This window comes from Psychrobacter sp. K31L, assembly GCF_017942195.1.
Classification (GTDB): Bacteria; Pseudomonadota; Gammaproteobacteria; order Pseudomonadales; family Moraxellaceae; genus Psychrobacter; species Psychrobacter glaciei.
The window spans coordinates 1-23,388 of the sequence record NZ_JAGKSC010000005.1; the positions used below are offsets into that span (position 1 = coordinate 1).

At 43.9% G+C, this 23,388-nt stretch carries 20 protein-coding genes; 7 read left to right on the plus strand and 13 right to left on the minus strand.

The window, feature by feature from the left end:
- Positions 1 to 35: 35 nt before the first annotated feature.
- From J5X94_RS09215 to potA, 6 genes are all read right to left on the minus strand, one after another.
- Positions 36 to 923, minus strand: coding sequence for a hypothetical protein (locus tag J5X94_RS09215; RefSeq protein ID WP_210541197.1), 888 nt, complete (start codon positions 921 to 923; stop codon positions 36 to 38).
- Between the two features lie 199 nt (positions 924 to 1,122).
- Positions 1,123 to 1,485 carry a hypothetical protein gene (locus J5X94_RS09220; protein WP_201578645.1) on the minus strand — a complete coding sequence of 121 codons (363 nt, stop codon included), beginning with the start codon at positions 1,483 to 1,485 and terminating at the stop codon, positions 1,123 to 1,125.
- A 306-nt stretch (positions 1,486 to 1,791) separates the two neighbouring features.
- Positions 1,792 to 2,682, minus strand: a complete 891-nt coding sequence (locus J5X94_RS09225) for a LysR family transcriptional regulator (RefSeq protein ID WP_210541057.1) — start codon at positions 2,680 to 2,682, stop codon at positions 1,792 to 1,794.
- Positions 2,683 to 2,775: 93 nt separating this feature from the next.
- Entirely contained in the window at positions 2,776 to 3,582 is an 807-nt protein-coding gene (potC, locus tag J5X94_RS09230) for a spermidine/putrescine ABC transporter permease PotC (RefSeq protein ID WP_010195885.1), read from the minus strand.
- Positions 3,582 to 4,469: a spermidine/putrescine ABC transporter permease PotB gene (gene potB / locus J5X94_RS09235; RefSeq protein WP_010195883.1), complete on the minus strand. Its 888-nt coding sequence runs from the start codon at positions 4,467 to 4,469 to the stop codon at positions 3,582 to 3,584. The genes potC and potB overlap by 1 nt, the downstream gene beginning before the upstream one ends.
- Complete coding sequence (potA, locus tag J5X94_RS09240) at positions 4,469 to 5,743, minus strand: spermidine/putrescine ABC transporter ATP-binding protein PotA (protein WP_210541058.1); 1,275 nt, start codon at positions 5,741 to 5,743, stop codon at positions 4,469 to 4,471. Before potA ends, potB begins: the two co-directional genes overlap by 1 nt.
- 649 nt (positions 5,744 to 6,392) lie before the next feature.
- On the opposite strand from potA, the gene J5X94_RS09245 reads away from it, so the two are divergent.
- The 3 genes from J5X94_RS09245 (at position 6,393) to J5X94_RS09255 (ending at position 8,854) form a co-directional block, all read left to right on the plus strand.
- Entirely contained in the window at positions 6,393 to 7,031 is a 639-nt protein-coding gene (locus J5X94_RS09245; RefSeq protein ID WP_189583081.1) for a carbonic anhydrase, read from the plus strand.
- A gap of 196 nt (positions 7,032 to 7,227) precedes the next feature.
- Entirely contained in the window at positions 7,228 to 7,794 is a 567-nt protein-coding gene (gene gloA / locus J5X94_RS09250; protein ID WP_210541059.1) for a lactoylglutathione lyase, read from the plus strand.
- Between the two features lie 70 nt (positions 7,795 to 7,864).
- A complete protein-coding gene (locus tag J5X94_RS09255) occupies positions 7,865 to 8,854 on the plus strand; it encodes a mechanosensitive ion channel family protein (RefSeq protein ID WP_210541060.1) in 990 nt (329 codons plus the stop codon).
- A gap of 137 nt (positions 8,855 to 8,991) precedes the next feature.
- On the opposite strand, the gene J5X94_RS09260 is transcribed toward J5X94_RS09255, so the two are convergent.
- From J5X94_RS09260 to ribA, 3 genes are all read right to left on the minus strand, one after another.
- Complete coding sequence (locus tag J5X94_RS09260) at positions 8,992 to 9,468, minus strand: c-type cytochrome (RefSeq protein WP_210541061.1); 477 nt, start codon at positions 9,466 to 9,468, stop codon at positions 8,992 to 8,994.
- Positions 9,469 to 9,853: 385 nt separating this feature from the next.
- Positions 9,854 to 10,774, minus strand: coding sequence for an oxygen-dependent coproporphyrinogen oxidase (gene hemF / locus J5X94_RS09265; protein ID WP_228293228.1), 921 nt, complete (start codon positions 10,772 to 10,774; stop codon positions 9,854 to 9,856).
- A gap of 122 nt (positions 10,775 to 10,896) precedes the next feature.
- Complete coding sequence (ribA, locus tag J5X94_RS09270; RefSeq protein ID WP_210541063.1) at positions 10,897 to 11,571, minus strand: GTP cyclohydrolase II; 675 nt, start codon at positions 11,569 to 11,571, stop codon at positions 10,897 to 10,899.
- A 529-nt stretch (positions 11,572 to 12,100) separates the two neighbouring features.
- On the opposite strand from ribA, the gene dxs reads away from it, so the two are divergent.
- Entirely contained in the window at positions 12,101 to 14,206 is a 2,106-nt protein-coding gene (gene dxs / locus J5X94_RS09275) for a 1-deoxy-D-xylulose-5-phosphate synthase (protein WP_228293219.1), read from the plus strand.
- Positions 14,207 to 14,535: 329 nt separating this feature from the next.
- On the plus strand, positions 14,536 to 15,363 hold the full coding sequence (locus J5X94_RS09280; protein ID WP_010195855.1) for an inositol monophosphatase family protein: 828 nt from the start codon (positions 14,536 to 14,538) through the stop codon (positions 15,361 to 15,363).
- A gap of 160 nt (positions 15,364 to 15,523) precedes the next feature.
- Here J5X94_RS09280 and J5X94_RS09285 read toward each other — a convergent pair whose 3' ends face one another.
- Both J5X94_RS09285 and J5X94_RS09290 read right to left on the minus strand, forming a co-directional pair.
- Positions 15,524 to 16,915, minus strand: coding sequence for a WS/DGAT/MGAT family O-acyltransferase (locus J5X94_RS09285; RefSeq protein WP_210541064.1), 1,392 nt, complete (start codon positions 16,913 to 16,915; stop codon positions 15,524 to 15,526).
- 311 nt (positions 16,916 to 17,226) lie between these two features.
- Complete coding sequence (locus tag J5X94_RS09290; RefSeq protein WP_210541065.1) at positions 17,227 to 18,048, minus strand: thiazole synthase; 822 nt, start codon at positions 18,046 to 18,048, stop codon at positions 17,227 to 17,229.
- Between the two features lie 432 nt (positions 18,049 to 18,480).
- On the opposite strand from J5X94_RS09290, the gene gspE reads away from it, so the two are divergent.
- The gene (gspE, locus tag J5X94_RS09295; RefSeq protein ID WP_026037034.1) at positions 18,481 to 20,019 is read left to right on the plus strand and encodes a type II secretion system ATPase GspE; all 1,539 of its coding nucleotides are present in this window, start codon (positions 18,481 to 18,483) and stop codon (positions 20,017 to 20,019) included.
- A gap of 121 nt (positions 20,020 to 20,140) precedes the next feature.
- Here gspE and J5X94_RS09300 read toward each other — a convergent pair whose 3' ends face one another.
- Together J5X94_RS09300 and J5X94_RS09305 are read right to left on the minus strand one after the other, a co-directional pair.
- Positions 20,141 to 20,629, minus strand: coding sequence for a RidA family protein (locus J5X94_RS09300; RefSeq protein WP_210541066.1), 489 nt, complete (start codon positions 20,627 to 20,629; stop codon positions 20,141 to 20,143).
- 186 nt (positions 20,630 to 20,815) lie between these two features.
- The gene (locus J5X94_RS09305) at positions 20,816 to 21,544 is read right to left on the minus strand and encodes a DUF4442 domain-containing protein (RefSeq protein ID WP_210541067.1); all 729 of its coding nucleotides are present in this window, start codon (positions 21,542 to 21,544) and stop codon (positions 20,816 to 20,818) included.
- A gap of 352 nt (positions 21,545 to 21,896) precedes the next feature.
- Here J5X94_RS09305 and J5X94_RS09310 point away from each other — a divergent pair, with 352 nt between their 5' ends.
- Complete coding sequence (locus tag J5X94_RS09310) at positions 21,897 to 23,378, plus strand: McrB family protein (protein WP_210541068.1); 1,482 nt, start codon at positions 21,897 to 21,899, stop codon at positions 23,376 to 23,378.
- Positions 23,379 to 23,388: the final 10 nt, after the last annotated feature.

Sequence of the window (23,388 nt, forward strand, 5' to 3'; positions counted from 1 at the left end):
CAAGGATGGATGGAGAATAATCTGCCTAAACTGTTTCATGATATGGGTTGTATCTCTTTTATTATGAACTGACTATAGTAACTTGGTGAATTATAGAATTCTTTAAAGCTTTCAATATCACGATTCGCATAAGGATTTGTATCTTGGAACAGACGATTGTTCAATTTTTTATATAAGTCAATATCAATTTTAAACGGTACCTGCTTATTAACATGTGAAAATGAATCAGAAGTTGGTAAATTTAATTGGTATTTATCATGGTTATAATATTTCTCTTCTCCTAAGCTTACTAAGCAGTAACTATCTTTATCGAAACTAACAAACTCTATATTTCGATATTCTTCCCAATAGCTGTCTAAAAAATCATTCACATCAAAGTCGCTACTCCAATCAATGTTAGCAAGAATAAAGTTTATAGGCGGCATGCTGTAAGTATACGCACAGTCCTGAGGAAAGTTTGGTAGCGTACGAACAGGCAAAAAAGAAAATTTTGATAACTGTATTTTGTCTTTACTGACAGAGACTATTTCAGGAGGATTGATACCTTCCTCATAAGATTTAAAGTACTCGTCGATACATTTCTTGAATAACTCTCTAGAAAATAAATTTTTAGCAGGTTGCCAACCCATTCTAATGAGATTGTTGGTTGAAACTCTAATCTTTTGAATGTCCGTGCAAAAAATATAGCTATCATTGTGTCTCTCATCTTCATCTAAGTTAATATCTTCATCAAGCGAATCGTTGTGGTATTCAACTTTATATATTCTTTTAGGTTCAGAAGACGTAACTGTTTTAGTTACCTTCCTTGAAACCAGCTCACCATCATCATTAATTTTTGACAATACAAGATCTCCAACTTTAATATCTTGTATTGGCATTAAACCTTTATCTGTATGTACTAATGTACCTGCGACAAAACTCATTCTATTTTCCTTATTAGTAAACTAAATCAGCCCATAGTATCAACTATCTTGTGAAGCTTATAGCTGAAGTTCTCGCTAGGGAGCCGTATCCTTACGCCCATAACCACTGAGCCTGTTTTTAGATTATTATAAATATGTTGAGACACCTCAACCCCTTAATAGCTCGATGCCTGTATAGCGCACCGATCAGGATTTAACATTAATAAGCTCTATTACAATTAGTGTATTTACGATTTATTAAATCAAATTCATACCAGAAATCCCACATATATCTGTCATCTGCATTGAACACTATCCTAACTCCACGTTCAACTTCCCAACACCAGCTAAATATAAGCTTAAGCTTTTGATAATGCATTTCAACCTCGGGAAATGGGATAGTTAATACATAAGTACCTGCTTTATCATATACCTTTGCTACAAAGTCTGTATTTCTAGAGAATCTTTCTTTATTAAAAATCAAAAAGTAATCGAAATTATCCAAAAGCGTAACCTCACCATACTCGAAGTCGATTTCAAAATTATTCAGTAGTGCTGATTTTTCGCGATTATTTAACTCCATTTCCCTTCTCTTTTAGAGCTAGTTCATTAGAATAATATAGTAAAATTTCATAATTTTATGGATAGCTCAAGTGGAAATTAGGTTCGTTATAACAAATCCTAGAGATAATTTTTTTCGAAAAGCTCACATGATGTACATTACTAAGTACACTATGTCTCACTAAATAGCTTGATCAATTAGCGTATATAGCCTACAGCCAAAGCTTCGATTCCTCACTAGGGAACCGTCATTTACCATAATGCTCGTCATAACGTAAGAGAGCGGACGATATTTCTTAACTGGAATAATTTAGTAAATAGTGAAATATTACACTGGCTTTACTATTCCTTGTAACAAACTCGCAAACCCTTGCATATAAGCGGTATCTTGGCTTGACGTGCGTGTCGCTGCATACAGCTGGCAATGCACACCATTACCTAACGGTCGTGAGACGACCCAACCTTTTTTCTCATATTCAGCGACCACCCAATCAGGTAAGGCCGCCACACCGCGTTCACTAGCGACCAGCTGAATCAGCATCGCCGTTAGTTCTGTTGTACGAATACTATCAAAACTGACCTGAGCTGGCGTCATAAAATTGGCAATGATATCGAGACGCTTGGCCTCTACTGGATAGGCAATCAAGGTCTCTTCAGTCAAATCAGTCGGCTCAATAAACTTCTGCACCGCCAAATCATGCGTTGGCGATAGCACCAAGCGACTCTCATACTCAAACAACGGCTGATAGCTGATGCCCTCTATCGGTAAATCACTAGTGGTAATTAATAAATCGATATCACCTTCCATTAATAAATGATGCGGTTCAGGCTCAAACCCTGTGGCAAAATCTAGCTCGACGTCTGACCATTCGCGGCGATAATGATTAAGTATCGGCATGAGCCAATCAAAGCAGCTGTGACACTCGGATGCTAGGCGTAATCTACCTGCTTGACCATGCGCTAAGCGTTTAAGGTTGGATTTGGTACGAGTGACCTGCGGCATAATGCTGTCTGCCAATGCCAGTACCGTCTTGCCAGCTGGCGTAAAAGTCAGCGGACGCGTGCGGCGATTGACCAAGCTAATATCGTAATAATTCTCTAGCTCTTTTAGCTGATGTGAGACCGCAGAAGCTGTCACATGCAGCTCATCGGCAGCCGCAGCAAGTGAACCATGCGCTCGTAATGCAGTTAACGTATTAAGATGGCGGAGCTCTAGCATAAGACAACCTGCCTGCTAAGTTGAGAAAAATTCATTATAGTACATATGTTGCTGACTTTCATTCATAGCGTATGATTAATGAGCCATCAACAGCTAGCGCTTGCGTAACAGTAGCTGTGAGATAATGACCAATATCAAAGAAGCGACTAATAATAGTGTACCAATAGCATTAACTTCCGGCTTAAGTCCTACTCGTACCATCGAGTAAATTCGTAGCGGTAATATCTCATAGCTAGGGCCTGTGACAAAGGTTGAAACCACGACATCATCTAGCGATAAGGTAAAGGCGAGCAACCAACCTGCCATTACTGCTGGCAAAATAACGGGAATCAGCACGGTACGCACCATGGTTGATTCATTGGCGCCCAAGTCGCGCGCCGCTTCCATCAAGCGCTCATCCAAGCTACTTAAGCGTGCAAAGACAGTGATGACGACAAATGGTAGGCAAAAAGTAATGTGCGCCAATAGCAGTGAGACAAAGCCTAACTGCAAACCGATTAGGAGGAACAATGCTAATAATGAGATAGCGAGTACAATCTCAGGTGACATCATCAGGACAAATAACAGCCCATTTAATAAGCCCTTACCGCGAAAATTATAGCGATGTAAGGCTAGGGCAGTGAGCGTTCCTATCAAAGTCGAGACAGTCGCGGCAACCAAGCCCAATACAATAGAGTGCCAAAAAGCATCGAGCATCGCTTGGTTGTTAAATAGCGATTCGTACCACTTTAAGCTAAAGCCATCCCAGTTGTAGCCGATTTTTGATTTGTTAAAAGACATCACGACTAGGACGATAATGGGCAGATATAGCAAGGCATAAATCAGCCCGAGATAGCCTTTGGCGGCGATACTGCCAATCTTAAGCGTACGAGTTTTTTTATTCGGTGATCTATAAGACATTAGGCCACCTCATTAAAGTCAGTCTTGCCAATGCGGCGACTACTGGCACGATAGGCGAGTAATAATACCGCCATCGCTAGGGTCAATAATACGCTGGCAGCTGCGCCAAACGGCCAATCACGCGCATCCAAAAACTGGTTTTTGATAATATTACCGACCAACAAGTTGCGCGAGCCGCCCAAAATATCGGCCACATAGAACATACCCATCGCTGGCAATAACACCAACAGTACCCCAGAGATAATCCCTGGTGTTGTGAGTGGTAGCACCACATGCCAAAAGGTCTGCCTTCTCGATGCACCCAAATCTTGCGACGCGAGTAGCATGTCATTGCGCAAGTCAGTAAAGACCGCATACAACGGCAATACCATAAAGGGAAATAATAAGTAGGTCAGTCCCGCTATGACCGCGCCTTGCGTGTATAAAATATCAATAGGAGTATCAATCACACCTATCGCTAGCAAGAATTTATTAATCAAACCATTATTAGCAAACAATAACTTGAGGGCATAAGTGCGTACTAGAGAGTTCGTCCAAAACGGCAATATCAATAGCATCATGAGCAGCGGCTGCCAGCGAGTTTTGGCTTTAGAGACCAGCCAAGCAAAAGGATAACCAAGCAGCAAGCAGATAACCGTGGTGATACTTGCCATCCATAATGAATGGACAAATACCTCAAAATACAACGGATCAATTATGCGTACATAGCTGTCGATGCTGACTGGCAAGCTGATAAAAGCGCTGCTATCACGGGTCAAAAAGCTAACAGCGATGACTAGAATATTGGGTAATAAGGCAAAAATAAGCAACCAACCCCAAATCAACCACAGCGTTGCGGTACGAAAAGGACTTTTGCTGCCCAAATTGAAACGGCTAGTACGTGCCATTAGCTGACATCCTTTTGCACAGACATGCCTTGATGTTCGCTTGAGTTGGCGGTTGAATGGTCAATTGAGGGATCAAGTGAATTGTCATCTGGTAGCACCCATTCCCAGCCATCAACCCATGAGACCTTGACCGCTTCATTCAATTTATAATCAAAGCTTGGATCATCTTCATCAAAGAATTCAGAAGCCTTGATAATATGACCGTTTGCCAATTCAATAATAGAGTCTAAAGTGCTGCCTTTATAGTTACTTTCAATCACTCGGCCAAACAGTCCAGTATGGACATCATCATTAGGATCATAAATTCGCAAATCTTCAGGCCGCAGTAGTAAATTGACGATGTCGCCTACTTGCACATCATTGGCAAAATCAGGACGACGCAAATTACGTAATGTCGTTGGGCCGTCTTGCGCTTGTGCCTCACAGACTTCGACTTCGATACGTCCGTTAGTGACTTTACCATCACGATCTGGCTGTTCAGCGTAGACGCCTTTGACTTCTGCTTTGAATAGATTGGTCTCACCGATAAATTTGGCGGTAAATAAATTCGCGGGCGTTTCATAAATCTCAATAGGTGTGCCGATTTGCTGAAAGGTGCCGTCTTTCATCACCGCAATACGGTCTGACATCGATAGTGCTTCTTCTTGGTCATGGGTGACGAAGACAAATGTAATGCCCAGTTCACGCTGTAGCCGTTTAAGCTCAGACTGCATTTGCAAACGCAACTTGTGGTCGAGCGCCGATAGCGGCTCATCAAGTAACAATAATTTAGGGCGATTAATGACCGCCCGTGCGATGGCAACACGCTGCTGCTGACCACCAGATAAATCCTGCGGTTTGCGATTGGCGAGATGCTCTAGCTGTACCATTGCTAGCATCTCGCTCACGCGCGTTTTAATCTCATCTTTAGGGACTTTTTTAATTTTAAGACCATAAGCCACGTTTTGCGCGACGGTCATATGTGGAAACAAGGCATACTGCTGAAAAACCGTATTGACCGGACGCTTATCCGCTGGCAAGCCTGACATCTGCACGCCATCTAGATAGATAGCACCAGCATTTGGCTGCTCAAAACCGGCAATCAAGCGTAGCAATGTCGTCTTGCCGCAGCCTGACGGGCCAAGCAAGGTCAAAAACTCACCATGCTTGATGTCGAGATTGATGTCTTTGAGTACTTCGGTTTGATCATAGGTTTTTTTTATACCCGTCAGTTGCAGCAGTACCGTGTCGATTGATGCCGCAGCTTGGTGCGTGTTTGAAGGTGATTCAGTCATAAGGTTGGTTCCTAAACATCCAACATCTCAGTACAGCTATACGTCTAAAGCACTGCCTTCAAGGTGGTTTGGTATGGGGATAAACGATGGGTATCAATAGGGTTTGGTTGCTGCGTATTATAACAAACCTTGGATATAAGTCAGTGCCAGTTCGTTATAAGTTAGCGATGCTACTTTATCGTAAAATAAAATTTTACCAAACATCGTCAAATAGCTGGTTAATATCCCGAGATTATCCATGCTATTTTTCTCACTTGACGGCAATTTATCTCATTTTTATAATCGTCATTTGAAATGAAGACACGCCCTAGCGAGATTAAAAGCGATTTTTTTATTATTTTTCTGCTTTTATTCCTATACAATCATTTTGTGGCTAAGAAATAAAATGAGCCGGCTGTGTATGGCAAAATGCTTAGGGCGTGTCTTCAATTCACTCGATAGTCATCTAAATGGGCTAAAAATGGCTAAATCTTGCCAAACATCGTCAAATAGCTGGTTAATATCCCGATATTATCTGCACTATTTTTCTTGTTTGACGGCAATTTATCTCATTTTTATCACCATTTTTGAAATGAAGACACGCCCTAGCCAGCCATGGTCAAAAAACAGAGATTTATTATTCTAATCATTTGATAATCAAGGACCCTTTATGCCTAATGATACTCGTCCACAAACAGGTCTAGAAGCGCTCGAACTACTAAGAGACGGTAATGCGCGCTACGTCGATAGCCTGACAAACACTGATCCAATGATGCAACGACGTCCAGAACTCGTGAGCGATCAAGACCCGCTGGCCATCATTTTGGGTTGCTCTGATGCCCGCGTACCAGTCGAGATTGTATTTGATCAAGGCTTGGGTGATTTGTTTGTCATTCGAGTAGCGGGTAATGTGGTTGCGCCTTCACAAATTGGTTCGGTAGAATTTGCCGCCGAAAAGTTTGGCACAAAATTGGTGGTGGTCTTAGGACATTCGCATTGCGGCGCTGTCACTGCTTGCGTCGAGGCGCTGATTAATCCTGAGCAAAATTATTCGCCAAACTTACAGTCAATCGTCGATCGTATTCGCCCAAGTGTCTACAACCTTCATGAGCTCGCCACTGCCAATGGGCAAGATGTCGATGCTGATGAACTGGTCGATCGCTCGATACGTGCCAACGTGCGCATGTCGGTCAGTCAGCTCAAGCATGGTTCGCGAGCGTTAGAGGATTTGACCAGCAGTGGTCAGTTATTGGTCGTTGGTGCAGAGTATGATTTAGAGACAGGAAAAGTGCGTTTTTTAGATAGCTAGTCAGTTTTAGATAGCTTCAGACAAATAGCTAGTCAAGGAATAAAGACGAACATACCTTATTCATATTCTTACAAAACCCTATCAGTTATTTCGACATTTTTTATTATGATAATAGAACGACGCAAATCACGACAATCGTGATTTGCGTGTTTATGCATTTTTATGCATTTATTTTTTGAATTATATTAGGATAATTATGTCTACTTCATCTAACAACAATAACGACGCTATCATAAACCAGCCTGCTAGCAGCGTCAGCACGGATGGTGTTCAGCCAATCTCATCAAAAACCACTGGCTTTACTTTTAACCATACGATGCTACGCGTGAAAGACCCTGCAAAATCATTAGCGTTTTACACCGGTGTTCTTGGTATGACCTTGCTGGCGGTAAAAAAGTTCTCTGATATGGGTTTTGATTTATACTTTTTAGCCCAGTTAACTGAGAGTGAGCGGGACAATTTGCCCGCTGGTGACGACTTAGAGATATTTGCATTCCGTCAACGCGGAATTTTAGAATTGACCCATAATTACGGTACTGAGACAAAGGCTGACTTCAGCTATCACGATGGCAATGGCGAACCACAAGGCTTTGGGCATATTTGCTTTAGCGTACCGAGTTTAGATGAGGCCGTTGCTTGGTTTGATAAAAATGATGTCGAATTCAAAAAACGTCCAGAAGAGGGTAGTATGAAAAACATCGCCTTTATCAAAGACGTCGACGGCTACTGGATTGAAATCGTACAAGCAGATTTGATGCGCTAGATGTTAGACAGTTAAAAAATATAAGCATTAATGAATAAAAAAGTTTAATAATTTAAGGAGTGATCCCTGCATGCCCAGCCCTGAGGCAAACCCTACTGCTGCTGATCCAGCGACGATTAACTCAGCGACAACGACTGATGTTTTTACTTATCAAAGTATTATTGATTCGGCGAATGGAATATTTATCGGCTTTGTTGAGCGTATTCCGTACTTTATAGCGTCGATTATCGTTGTTCTGATTTTTTGGTTTCTATCAATCGTTTTCAAAAAAATCGTCTACAAATTGCTGGGTAGCCGTAGTCGGCATCAGAACTTGGTCAAAGTGTTTCAGCGGGTAGGCGGCGCACTGATTATTTTTATTGGTTTCATGATTGCCATGGTGATCGCCGTACCAGGATTTACGCCTGCCAAGCTGATTGGCGCACTCGGTATTGGTTCGGTCGCGATTGGTTTTGCTTTCAAAGATATTTTTCAAAACTTACTATCGGGTATTTTGCTACTCATCTCGGAGCCGTTTCGTATTGGCGATCAGATCGTTTCTGGTGAATATGAGGGTACGGTTGAGGATATTAAAATTCGTGCAACCACCATCAAGACTTATGATGGTCGACAAGTCGTTATCCCAAACTCAGACCTATATACCTCAGCATTGACGGTCAATACCGCCTACAAACAGCGTCGTTTACAAGTGGCGGTCGGCATTGGTTATGAAGATGATATCGAAGCGGCGAAAGCTGAGATTATGCAAGCATTGGATAAAGTGGATAGTGTTTCCATTAAATCTAAGCCAAGCGTGATTGCAACGGGATTTGGCGGATCGTCTATGGATCTGATGGTGCGTTGGTTTATTGAAGATGGTACGCAGGCTAATAAAGTTGCTTCTATTCACCAAGTGATCGTAGAAATTAAGAATGCATTGGATGCGGCAGGGATCAATATTCCTTTCCCCATACGTACTATCGATTTAAGTGACCCCTCCGTGAAAGCGATTGTCAATAAAATCAATGAGCAAAAAAACGAGCAACAAGCTATTGATGTTAATAAAGCCGCGACAGAGTAGTTGAACTGGTGAGGCAATTTTATTTGTTCAATAGACTCGCCAAATCTATTGCGTAAGTAATCGAACTTTCAAACGACCTTAAAAAAACCGCCATATCAAAGGATACGGCGGTTTTTTTGTTATCAATCAACGGGTATTTATTCAGTTTTAGCTCTAAAATCTGTATGACATGATTTGCAGCTTGCACCAACTTGACCAAAGGCTGGTTTAACGTCATCCATGCTAGTGGCAGTTTGTGCGGTAGCGCTTAGCTCAGCGGTGACTTTTTGGAAGTTGTCGGCTTCTGCACGGAACTCATCCGCATTAGACCAAACCGCTTCAGTAGCATTACCTACCGCTTCTGGATCTTCAAAATGACTCCAAGGCTTGGCGGCATCTTCTGCTAAGAACGCCGCTTGCTCTTTAAATACTTCAGAATCAAATGTGTCAGGTGCTTTTGCCATATCACCCATGACGCCCATTGCATCGCCCCAGTTTTTCATAGTGTCTTGACGCGCTTGCACGTCAGGGTTAGATTCTGTTGAGGTGCTACAAGCCGTTAGACCCAGTACAGCTGCCATCAAAGTAATGCTAACCAAAGATTTGAAAGATTTATTGGTATAAACCTGTGCCATATGACTTACTCCTTTAAACTTGGCTAATAGTAAGCGCGATTACAAACGCTCGCTTTGTCGTAAAATATAGTTATACAAAATACTGCCTAAAATTCTTTTGAGCAGAGTTGCTAATAAAGAATGCCTTCTATTGTAACGGTTATCTGGGCGATGGGAATTATATAGTTGTTATATCCTCGTAATATTTTAAATAAGTATAACTTAACTTGGGTATGGCTACTTATGGTTGGCTTTGACGATTGTATGGTAGTTACACAACATATTTTTTACAATAACGACGAGAGAGTGGGTGGTTTAAACAGTACGAACAATAAAAAAGGCCAGCGATAGTAGCTGACCTTCTTAATGTTTTCAAAAAGTATGAATACCGTGATATTTACAACACCTATAGCGCTAACCATTCACGCGGTTTTAAGTAAAAGTCGGTCAACTCAAACTCAGGTGTGCTAGGTTCCGGCTCGAATCGATAATGCCAGCTGGCCAGTGGCGGCATACTGACTAGGATAGACTCAATACGTCCGTTACTTTGTAGCCCAAATAGCGTTCCACGATCATAGACCAGATTGTACTCGACGTAGCGGCCACGACGATAGAGCTGAAACTCGCGCTGTGCTTCGGTATATAGCGTCTCTTTACGTGCCTCAAAAATCGGCATGATACCGTCAAGATAACCATTGCCGACTGCCTGCATAAAGTTAAAACAAGTCTCAAAATCCCAGCCACGGCTGTCAGTATTGACATCATCATAGAATAGACCACCGATACCGCGTTGCTCATCACGATGCCGCAAATGGAAATACTCATCGCACCATTGTTTAAAGTCAGGGTAGACAGTGTCGCCAAAGGGCGTGCATAGGTCGTGACAGACTTGGTGCCAATGGACACAGTCGGCTAATACTGGATAGAACGGGGTTAAATCAAACCCACCACCAAACCACCAGATGGGCGCTTCGCCCTCGGCTTCGGCGATGAACAAGCGTACGTTGGCATGACTGGTAGGGACGTTGGGGTTTTTGGGATGAACAACCAATGACACACCCATAGCTTGTGCTTTGCGACCTGCAATATCGGGGTGACGCGCGGTGGCTGAGGCGGGTAGGTTATGGACATGGATATGGCTAAACATGACGCCCGCTTTTTCGATAACCTCACCGTCTGCCAATACACACGACCTACCACCGCCGCCTTCAGGACGCTCCCAATCGTCGGGAACAAAAGTTGCAGTACCTCCACCGTCGCGCTCCTGTGCTTCTAACGCTTGGCAAATACGCGCCTGTAAATCAACTAAAAACGCACGCACTCGCATGATATCATCGCTGGTCGGAGTGACTGTTTTCTTCGATTCCGGTTTCTTCGATTCTAGGTTTGCAGAGTCTGTAGTTAAGGGGTTTGCATTGTTGTCTAAATTTTGATTGTTCATAAAAATATCTATTTATTCAGGTGTATTGCAGTATTGAATTCTTTATCGAGTAAATGTCCCATACGATCACGCTTGGTGGCCAGATAGTCTGCATTCATGTCATTAACACCAACGACCAATGGTACGCGCTCCACGACATCGATACCATGGGCAGTCAAATAAGCAACTTTGTCTGGATTATTGGTGATCAGTCTCACTGCATCAACGCCCACATGGGCGAGCATCGGGCTGCACATATCATAAACGCGCGCGTCAGCAGGCAAGCCTAACATCAGATTGGCATCTAAGGTATCATGCCCTTGATCTTGCAGCGCATAGGCACGGATCTTATTGGTCAGCCCAATGCCGCGACCTTCTTGGCGCAGGTAAAGAATTGCCCCGTAACCGGTTTCTTGTATCGCTTGCATCGCTGTATTAAGCTGGGGGCCACAGTCACACTTCAATGAACTAAATGCATCACCGGTCAAGCATTCAGAGTGAATACGTACCAATGGAATAGGTCGTTCTGCTAGCGTGTCCTGCTTTTGCGTCAAGACACCGGCAGCGTCTTTATTTTGCTCAACCACAGACAGACCGACCGTCAGCATCACATGCTCTTGACCGTCTTCATTTTCAAAGATATGGATATCAAACTCGCCATGACGAGTAGGTAGTGTGGCGCTGGTGATAAATTGATATGACATTAATGTCCTACATGAGCCGATCATCGAGGCGGTAGCGGATTTTGGCATAGCCATATTATTATGGTTAAGAGGTTATCAGTATAACCGGTTCGTGAAGACAACGTGTTTATAGCGCTTATTATAAAAACACACAAAGTTCACAGACGACGCACGATGATTAAAGCGACAATTAAAAAATAATGCTATTATGCCATACTATTTTAACGGATACAGTGACAAGTCTTTGCCCTTACATTACTATGTCGTCACTAACGTCTGATATTGATGCCAGACAATGAGGCATAATAGCAATACTTGGTGTCACAGCGTTAAGACCATCGTCGTCTATTATGGCGGCGTACTTATTGCTATGCGTCATTATATAAGCGATGAGCGCTATCAGTAATTTTATAGTCAATGACATCCATCATGGTGTCGTGATTATTGCTATTATTAACGCCACTATTATTAACGCCACTTAGTTATTGATAACCATAGTAATATTCTAGGGTAATCCCTTGTCAGCAGATTGGTAGGTATCGTACGGTTTATGCAGCAGTCACCTTATTCCCCACAGTCTCAGTCAGTATCTGCGTCAGCCATGGAGTCTGCTGCTAAGCTATCCAGTCTGCAACAGACGTATGCAGTGATTCCACGTGTGCGTCCTCATACACCGCTACTCGATGCGATCAATACGCCCTCTGATCTGAAAAAATTTACTACCGCGCAGCTTATTAATTTGGCTGATGAATTGCGGCTTTTTTTATTGTATTCAGCGGGTCAGAGTGGCGGACATTTCGGTGCAAATTTGGGGGTGGTTGAGCTGACGATTGCGCTGCATTACCTTTTAGATGCGCCGCAAGATCAGATCGTTTGGGATGTGGGTCACCAAGCTTATGCGCATAAAGTACTGACAGGTCGCCGCGATAAGCTCGGAACGATTCGTTCTAAAGACGGTTTGACCGCTTTTCCTGAGCGTGCTGAGTCAGCTTACGATACGTTCGGCGTTGGGCATTCATCGACTTCCATTTCAGCTGGTCTAGGCATGAGTCTGGCGCTGCGTTACCAAGGCCGCGCGCAAACCGTGGCTTGTATTATTGGTGACGGTGCGATGACCGGTGGTATGGCGTTTGAAGCCATGAATGACGCGGTGCAACAAGATGCGGATTTGTTGGTTATTTTAAATGACAACGATATGTCGATATCTTGTTCTATCGGTGGCTTTTCACGGCATTTAGCCATGCTGTGGGAATCAGGTTATCAAGTTGATATCTCTGATGCAGGCGAGCCAGTGCTATGCCAGCGCCCTGATATGCAAGCGTTTGACCGCCGTAAACGCCATAAAGAAATGCGCGATGTGCCGCAGCTAGAAGACAATTTATTCAAAGCGGTTGGCTTTACTTACTTTGGTCCCTTTGACGGACATAATGTGCCTGAGCTGCTACGAGTATTGTCGCTTGCCAAGCAAGTAAAGGGTCCGGTGTTAGTCCATATTTATACCACTAAAGGCAAGGGTTTTGCGCCAGCTGAATTAGATCCAGTTGGCTATCATGCTATCGGTAAATTGCCTGTCGAAGATGATGAAGCAAAATCTACAGAAGACAAAGTTTCAGCAACTAGTATTCCAGAAATTAGCATTCCAAAAACTGACATTCCAAAAACTAGGCCTGCCTTAAAATATTCTCAAGTGTTTGGCCAGTTCTTATGTGATAAAGCAGCGGCAGACGATAAGTTGTTGGCTATTACGCCTGCTATGGAAGAAGGTTCGGGGATGATCGACTTTGCTCATCATTTCCCAACGCGTTTTTTTGATGTTGCTATCGCTGAACAACATGCGGTGACGCTGGCCGCTGGTATGGCAACCCAAGGCGTTAAACCTATCGTGGCGATTTATTCGACGTTCTTGCAACGTGGTTACGATCAGCTGATTCATGATGTGGCGTTGCAAAACCTTGATGTGACCTTTGCTATCGATCGCGCGGGTCTGGTTGGTGAAGATGGCGCTACTCATGCAGGCGTGTTTGATTTTGCCTTTTTACGCTGCGTGCCCAATATGTTGATTGCCGCGCCAAAAGACGAGAACGAATGCTACCATTTGCTCAATACCTGTTATGAGTACCAAGGTTGTACAGCCGTACGCTATCCACGCGGTGTCGGTACTGGGGCTATAATTACTCAGCCAGCACAAACTTATAACATCGGCGAAGCAGTGGTAGAGTCAGTATTAGGTAACGACAATGCGCCTAATAAACTGGCGCTACTGGCATTTGGAACGATGGTTGCGACGGCTCAGCAAGCAGCACAAGCTATCGCCAATGATGATTCAGAACTAAATGCAGAGCCAGACTGTCAGGTGCATGTGGTCAATATGCGCTGGGTGAAGCCGTTAGATGCTAAATTGCTCGAAACCTTAATTGAGCAAGGTATCACGCATATCGCGACCTTAGAAGAGCATATGACGATGGGCGGCGCAGGTAGTGCGGTCAATGAGTATTTGCTTAACGAATCGCTAGCCTTTAAAAATAGTCGTCCGGCTGTCTGTAATATTGGCATCGCTGATCGCTTTATCGCGCATGGTTCACAAGCTGAGCAATGGGCTGATTGTGGTTTAGATGTCCAAGGCGTGGTTGACCAACTACAAAACTTATTATCGTAAAATGTTTTGATAGCTATCTGTTTAATTAAAAAAACAGATAGCTTGATCAATAGATATAACGCCTACTTAGCCGTGGGTGCTGACTTTTTTACAACTTGCGCAGTTCGTGACGACCACCAAAATAATGGTTGGTTTTGTGAGCGTAATGGTTTTTTCGTTTTTATCGAACAATTTTAGTATAATGCGGTTGTCGTTTATAAGTTTTTATTTATAAAAGACACGTTTTTAAATCGCATAGATGTGGTGTGATGCGGCTAGTCTAATTGGCATGTTGTGGGCACAAAGTTAGTCTTATTTTTATATTCATTCATCAAGCAAATAGGTTATTTATGGAACCCATGGTCGTCATCGCAGCACGTACTGCTGAAAAAGTTGGTAAAGAGATTTTATATGCGCATCAAAACCGCCACAAAATCGAATTGGACATCGAGTCAAAAGGACTTGATGGACTGGTCACACGTATTGATCGTTTCAGTGAAGAGCTGACGATTGAGACGCTAAAAGCCAGCTATCCGAATCATTCGTTTTTGGGTGAAGAGTTTGGTATGCAAGAAGGTCGCGGCGAAGACGCTGACTGGTGCTGGATTATCGATCCGCTAGATGGCACCAAAAACTTCGTCCATGGTGTGCCGCAGTTCTGCGTATCGATTGCTGTACAGCATAAAGGCGTTACCCAACATGGCGTGGTCTATGATCCAGTCCGTGATGAGATGTTCTCTGCTAGCCGCGGTAAAGGCGCGCGCTTGAACAATCGCCGTATGCAAGTGAGCGAACGCAAAACGCTTGACGGTGGTCTATTTACTACGGGTCATCCGCTTGAGCGTAAGCGCAATGGTGAGATTGTTTCTTATGCGAAAGAGCATTTTGAAAGCCTACAGAAAGTCTCTGAAGCGGGCGGTCAAATTCGTCGTTTAGGCTCAGCGGCACTTGATTTATGCTATGTGGCCGCTGGTCGTTTCGATGGTTATTTTGAGATGTCTATCAAGCCGTGGGACATCGCTGCTGGTGAGCTTATCGTCACTGAGGCACGTGGTGTCGTCGTCGATCATACTGGTGCACACGACTCAATGACTTCAGGCTCTATCTTTGCGTGCAACATTAAACTGCTAAAACCACTGATGCAAGTGGTTGTCCCAATATGGGGTGACGCGGTATAGTAAATCATCGATAAACTTGTGATGGCGTGATATGTGCTCAAATGATGAGTCAGTAATATTCCTAGCCTTCAAGTTTTCGACATAAAAAAAGCTGGCGCCATCATGGTGCCAGCTTTTTTATTGCGTAATAGTTTAGGTATTTTATTGCTGAAATACTTTATTAACTTACCGCTATAGTCTTGGCCTCGCTAATACCTTCTAATAAGATTAGCTCTTCTTCAAGTAATCCTAGCATGTCTTGAACGTGCGGTAGCAGCTTGCTACAAGCAGTAATACAAAATTCGATTTTATCTTGATAGCTAGAAAGCGTGATATTCAGCGCTTGTCCATCAACGATAATGGAGGCTGGATATAGCGCTTTTAGCGGTGCGCCATTCCAATATAATGGTTTTTTAGAACCTGGCACATTTGAGATAATGAGGTTAAACGCCTGCTTTCTGGGGAATAAACCTGTCAGTACGTTGATACCTTCCCACGCATAAGCGATCGCGCTATAGTTGATAATTTGCGCTTTGTTCATACGTCTAAAGCGACGTTTACCACTATTCATACTCTTATAAATCAATTGTAGACGCTTGGCTGGGTCGTCTAAGTGCGTGCCCAGATTTGCCATCAAAAATGAAATCTGATTGCCCGATGCACTTTCATCGCAGCGTAAAGACATCGGTACAAAGCCGATCAATGGCTTAGTCGGCAAGGCATTCATGGAAAGCAAGTAGCGACGCAGCGCGCCTGCACAGACAGCCAACACCACGTCATTGACATTAACTTCAAATGCATCAGCGATGACACGAAAGCGCTGCATATCATAAGATTGAGCGGCAATACGCCGTGAGGCTGAGATACGTTGGTTGAGAATACTCATGGGTGCATCAAAGGTACCGACATAACCTTCATCATCACCATGCTTAAAGTTGTCGAGCAGTTCGGTAAAGACGGGCTTGATGGTAGATAATTGCTCTTTTAAGATACTGGTTATAGAGCGGTCAGCGGGTAATAATTTATCCACTGACTTACGATGACGTGCTATCAATGACCATATCGGTAAACTGACAGGCTCAGTGGGGGACTGTGATAAGGATTTTTCGACCAGACGCATGGCTGCAACACCATCGACCAATGAATGATGAATCTTGAAATATAAGGCAAAACGTTCAGGTTTACCCTCGGATTCAGGCAAAATACCTTCGATAATATGACATTCCCACAAAGGCATGGCGCGATCTAGCAAACGGCTATGCTCTTTCGAGATATACATCAACAGTTCACGAACACGCCCGGGATTTGGCAGCGCGACATGACGGAAATGATGCTCCACATCGAACTCTTCATCTTCTTTCCAAAACACCAGTCTGTCGAGCACTTGGTTAAAGGGAAAGCTTGGCGGTACCGTGGCGGTTTGCATCTGCTGCACGAGCTGATTGACAAAGTCACCATCCTCATTTTGCCCATCCTGTGGTAACTCGAATAAGAACAATCCTCCCACGTGCATGGGTTGTTTACGCGACTCAAGAAGTAAGAATAACTGGTCAACAGCGGTGAGTAGTCGCATAATAAATCCTTTTATGGCGATAAGTTTTCAATAAAAAATATATGGTCTGCCCATTATAAAATCGCTACAGCGACAACCTCGTAAGCCATACTAAATAAGGTATCGCTTACACTCAGTCTTATTGTATCGATACTATTGTGGACTGACCATCATCAATAAGTGGCTATTTGGATGGCTACTAAAACCATGATTTAATAAAATGTCATGGCACCCATCAGCGTTATGTGGTTTCTATCTTATTAGTTTATCACTGGTTTTTCATTAAAAATATGTATTAAAAACGCTATGCTAACCAGCAACCCAGCCGACAGCTACTGGAAAAAATAGCCTGTTTGCGGTGAGCTGGCAGTGGCCATTTTGCGCATCGGCATACGACCAGCTAAGAAAGCCTGACGTCCTGCCCACACAGCATGCTTCATCGCATGAGCCATCATCACTGGGTTTTGAGCATTGGCAATCGCTGAGTTCATCAACACGCCATCGCAGCCAAGCTCCATAGCAATCGCTGCATCAGAAGCCGTGCCGACACCGGCATCAACCAACACGGGCACTTTTGCATTTTCGATAATGAGGCTAAGGGTGTGGCGATTGAGCAAACCAAGACCCGAGCCAATCAAGCTACCAAGCGGCATGATTGCCACGCAGCCCATGCTTTCAAGCTCTTGCGCGACAATTGGATCGTCTGAGGTATAAACCATGACCTCAAAGCCATCATCAATCAGCACTTTTGCGGCTTTTAAAGTTTCCATGATATTAGGATAAAGGGTTTTTTCATCACCCAAGACTTCCAGCTTAACCAGATTGTGTCCACCCAATAATTCGCGAGCAAGCTTGCAAGTACGAATCGCGGTTTCAGCGTCAAAACAGCCCGCAGTGTTGGGCAAAATGGTGTATTTATCAGGGGAGATCACATCAAGCAAGTTGGGCTCGTCACTATTCTGACCGATATTGGTGCGGCGAATGGCGACGGTGACAATTTCTGCTTCTGAGGCACCAATGGCAGCCCCTGTCTCAGTCATATCTTTATATTTGCCTGTACCGACCAACAGTCGCGACGAAAATGTACGACTACCGACAGTGAAGGTGTCTTGGGAAAGTGGCATAGGGATGGTAGCAGTGGAAGCCTGTGACATAACTGAGAATCCTAATAGCGAGGGTGCAGGGTTGGACAGAAAAAATAGCGTTAACAATGTAAGCCGTTAAGAAGCGAGTGTTAATCACTAGTTATTAATTAATAGCCGTCAACTCGTAGATGGTGATTACTGACTGACTGGCTAATTACTGACTAACTAATTACTGACTAACTAATTACTGACTAACTAACTAATAGTAACGCATTGTCAGCAAAATAAGAAATCACATGGTAGTCTTATTGAGTATAAAGCGGTTAGCGAATAAGCCAGCCACATAAAATGCTACTCGCTCAAAACAAAATGCTATTATAACAAACTCATGCGCGCTTACTTGCAGTCTTTTTTGGTTTAGTCAATTAGGTGCACAATGCCTTTGTGAAGCATGAAAAGGCTTTTATTTCTGACGTTATACTTATTTATCAGGTCGACTATATGATGCAACTGCCGTACAGTTTTGCCAAACGCCATCAACTCTTGGTCATTCTTGCTATTGATCCTGAGCTGCCACCGACTTTAGTGCTGACCAAAGCCACGCCATTGTCAGCGATTAATGAGGCGGTGCGTTTTTTACAGCAGCAGGGCATACGTGGCGTGCCGACTTACGAAAGCGTCAGCGCGGATGACTTTGAAAGACGCATGAATGCCGCTTATGCAGGCAATACGGGCGAATCACAGCATATCGCTGCTGGGCTTGAAGATCATCCTGACCTCGATAGTTTAGCGGATAGCGTACCTGAAACTGAAGACTTGATGGATCAGCAAGACGATGCGCCTATTATTCGGCTGATCAATGCGTTGCTGTCCGAAGCGATTCGCCTTAACGCCTCAGATATTCATATCGAAACCTTTGAAAAACGTCTGGTCGTGCGCTTTCGCGTCGATGGCGAGTTAAAAGAAATCATCACCCCAAAACGCCAGTTGGCACCGCTATTGGTCTCGCGTATTAAGGTCATGGCAAAGCTCGATATCGCGGAGAAGCGCGTACCACAAGATGGGCGTATCAGTTTGCGTTTAGCAGGACGAGAAGTAGATGTGCGGGTATCGACCTTGCCATCGAGCTTTGGTGAGCGGGTCGTGATGCGTCTGCTCGATAAACAAGCAGGTCGCCTCAACATGACCTATTTGGGACTCTCTGATAATGACTATAGCGAGCTGAAACGCTTAATTCATCGTCCACATGGCATTATTTTGGTCACAGGGCCGACAGGTTCGGGTAAAACCACCACGCTATACTCAGCATTAACTGACCTCAACGATCAAACCCGTAATATCTTGACCGCAGAAGATCCGATTGAATTTCAGCTCGATGGTATTGGGCAAACGCAAGTCAATAATAAAGTTGATATGACCTTCGCCAAGAGTCTGCGCGCGATGTTGCGCCAAGATCCCGATGTGGTAATGGTTGGTGAGATTCGCGATTTAGAGACCGCTGAAATTGCGGTACAAGCGTCGTTAACAGGGCATTTGGTATTATCAACCTTGCACACCAATACTGCCATCGGTGCGGTGACGCGCTTGCAAGATATGGGCGTAGAGCCATTTTTATTATCTTCATCGCTCATCGGCGTGGTTGCCCAGCGTTTGGTACGCACACTATGCACGCATTGTCACACGTGGCAGCCTGCTGATAGCGAACAGGCAAAATTATTTACAGAAATTGGCATACCGTTGGGTGTTGAAGGTTTGGCAGCTGAGGTCATCAATTTACCCAAACCAGTGGGCTGTGATAAATGTAATCAATCGGGTTTTAAAGGTCGTACCGCGATATATGAGGTCGTTCCCGTTGACGATACCTTGCGACGGATGATTCATAGCAATACGGCTGAGTACGAGCTAGAAGAATACGCACGCCAGCAGACACCATCGATACGTGCTGATGGGTTGCGCAAGGTCATCGCAGGCAGGACAACGTTAGAAGAAGTGTTACGAGTGACCAAAGAAAGCGCACTCACTGATGATATGATTGTATAAAGCGTGATTGTATAAAGTATGATTGTCTAAAGCAGAACGGTTATTGAGTCAAAAGTTAGGTCAATTGACTCAATAACCGCGTCATGAAAAAAGCCAGTTTAGCTTATTTTTAATAGCGCTACTATTTTGCAGCGGTGCACTCAACTTCAACGCTAGCACCAGCGGCCAACTCTGCAACACCGAACGCGGAGCGTACAGGGTAGGGCTTAGTCAATTCAGCTTTATAGACTTTATTAAAATCATCAAAGTCGTCCATATCCGTCAGCATCACCATACATTTGACGATGTCAGACTTTTGATAGCCGTATTTTAGTAGCGTGGCATGGATGTTGTCTAAAGCTTGTTTTGCTTCCGCTTTGATCCCGCCTTTGACCAATTTGCCATCTTTAAAACCGATTTGTCCAGACATGTATAAAGTGTCGCCGACACGTACCGCTTCTGAAAACGGATAGTTTCCACCATCACCCAAAAATACAGGGCTAGATTTAGTCATGCTTGCGCTATTAGTTGCGGGCGCGGCATTGGCACTAACGGCAAATCCTAACGAGCACGCAGCTACTAAAAGCGCCTTGGACAGGTTGGTAGTAAATTTATAGTTATGTGTGGACATCGCTGTTTCCTTATTATAATACCAAACCCAAAAAGTACGATTAGCTGCGTCAAACTCGTTTAGTCTACAATAAGTAGTACGTTCACTCGTCTTTCTGGCTACGCTTCTTTTTGTGAATGGTATAAGCTTATGGATCAAAAATGCGCTATAAGCAGAGTATTAAGTAGCGCGCTTGTTGTTACGTTATCATTTAATTTTATCATCACTTTCGATTGTAGTGTCGTCTGTTGTGGAAGCAGTAACAGAGTCACTAGATTGCTCAGTCTCAGTTTTGGACTTATTGTTTTGTCCTTGGCGACGTGCTTCTAACTCTGATTTCGGCACCCAAGCCCATAGCATTTCAACGACGATAGGGTCGCGATCACTGTCAGACTCGCGGTCATGGATCACGCAAGGAATAACCATCTCGCCTTTTGGGGTGTTTAAAATGTCCAAGCGTTGCTCATCAGACAAGGTTGCCACTGCGGCCACTTGACCTTTTTTAATCGGGCGATAAAAATTAATCGAGTAAGATTTAATCAGTAATACACGGTCAGAAGGTAGATTCAAGCCCAAAATAAAGCCCGTTGCGGTCTCAGCCAGTAAAGTGATGGCAACAGCGTGGATAGAGCCAATATGGTTTTGCACGGCTTTGTTATTATTCAAGCTGACCACGACTTGATTGGGGTCGACTGTTTCATAATAGACGCCCGTCGTGCCCACATACGGCACCACTTTGCCAAAAGCTTTGGATAAAATAGTAGAGCGCGCGCCAGCGGGTAAATATTTAGTCACCGATAAGAGTTTGGTGAATTGATTGTTCACTGGCTTAAGGGTGCTATTGGGTTTTTCGACTGGCGATCTTGTGCTGTCAGTGTTGTTGGCTGGCAATTTATTGGTCAGCTTACTAGGGAGTCTTTTTAATAATCCTGACATACAAAATTCCTTATTTAGGTCAGTTAGATGAGATTTTAGCATGATAAATTTTCATGATAGTGGCAAGTGAGGTAGAGGTTATCGTCACCGCTATTGCGACCATATTACCTTAACCTAAGTGTCACTACTATTATTAGCATGAACTACCGCGCTTATAAAATGCCAGTAACGTAGCCATATAATTAAGGGTAATCAGGGGTAATTAGGAGTGATGAGAGCTTGTGAAATACTTTTAGACGAAGCTATCTGTTAGCTTAAGCTGCTAGCTGTAAAAATAACCATGCTGTAATAGTGGTATTTTAGCACGATTTTATTATTTTTTTGATACCCATTTTGGATGCTGGACGACGTTATGCCTGAGAGAGAGATTCATGAGCCGACCAATATTATTTATACTGGCGTCGCTGGTACTGGTAAAACCTACCAGTTGCTCCAAATTGCTCAGCGATATACCGACTACTTGCCGAGAGCAAACGCGGCTGATTTGCTGGCACAGTTATTACAAACGCTAAGTTGGCGTGATGTGGTATGCTTGGTATTTTTAGATTTTCACTCTGAAAAACAAGACCTCGTAAAAGTACCTGAAATCGTCAGTCATGAATTTTTTGTCGCCAAAGCCGCACAGAATGCGCGCAAGAAAAACTTAAGTAACACGGCATGGTCAGTGCTGCAAATGCACAGTCCCACCAGCTCAAAAACGGTTACGTACAAGAACCGTGCTAGCCAAGCCTACTTTGATAAAGACAATAGCGGGGCATGGTATTTGCTCCCTGAGAGCATGCCATTACTAAAGGATTTATCACAGAAATTAGCGGAGTTTCAGCAGGCGCAGCATGATAATACCGCAAGCCAACACCATGCTTTTAGTGACCAGCGTTTTAGTATGGTCAGTTTTCATCAGGCCTATGGTTATGAAGAATTTGTTGAAGGTATTCGCCCCGTTATGGCGGCATCTGGTCAGACGAGTCCTCATCAGACGGGCAATAACCAAGCACAGATGAGCTATGCCATTCAAGATGGCGCGTTCCTCAAGCTTTGTCAACGTGCAGCGCGTGACCCTAAACGGCGCTATGCCATACTGATCGATGAGATTAACCGTGCCAACGTCTCACGGGTATTTGGTGAGCTACTCAGCCTAATTGAAGCAGATAAGCGAGCTGGCACGGCAAACGCTATGAGTGTTAATTTGGCCTACTCTGGGCGTGCTTTTAGTGTGCCAGCCAATGTCGATATCTACGCCACGATGAATACCCAAGACCATTCTTTAGCGCCATTAGACATGGCTTTGCGGCGTCGCTTTCGCTTTATTCACTGTCCGCCAAAGCCAGAGCTGTTATCTATTATCCCAGCTTTTGGCAACGCCAATCAAAGTGTAGAAAGCACTCAGTCAGCAGCATCCATAGATTTGACTAAATTGCTGACAGGTCTAAACAATCGCATTAGCCAAACGTTGGGGATGGAGGCACAATTGGGTCATGCATTTCTGTTTGGTGTACAGAGTTTGGCGCAGCTACAGACCGCATTGATTGAACAAATCATTCCACAGTTGGCACAAGCGGCGGGCGGGCAAGTCGCTATCTTGCAGTATGTGTTCAGAGATGAGAAGCAGCCGATGAAGGCGCAGTTTATACAAGATAGTCAAGCGGCAATTAGTCAGCATTTGGATGACGAAATAAATGACCAGACGAATACTATGACACCAAGTCAGTTATTTAGCGGCCACAATGCCTTTTTAGGACAGTCGATACATACTGGTAGCTATAAGATTAATGAAGATTTTCTCGCAAGGACAGGCGAGTTTACCAATTCATCCGTCTACCAGCGTTTATATTAATAAGGTTACC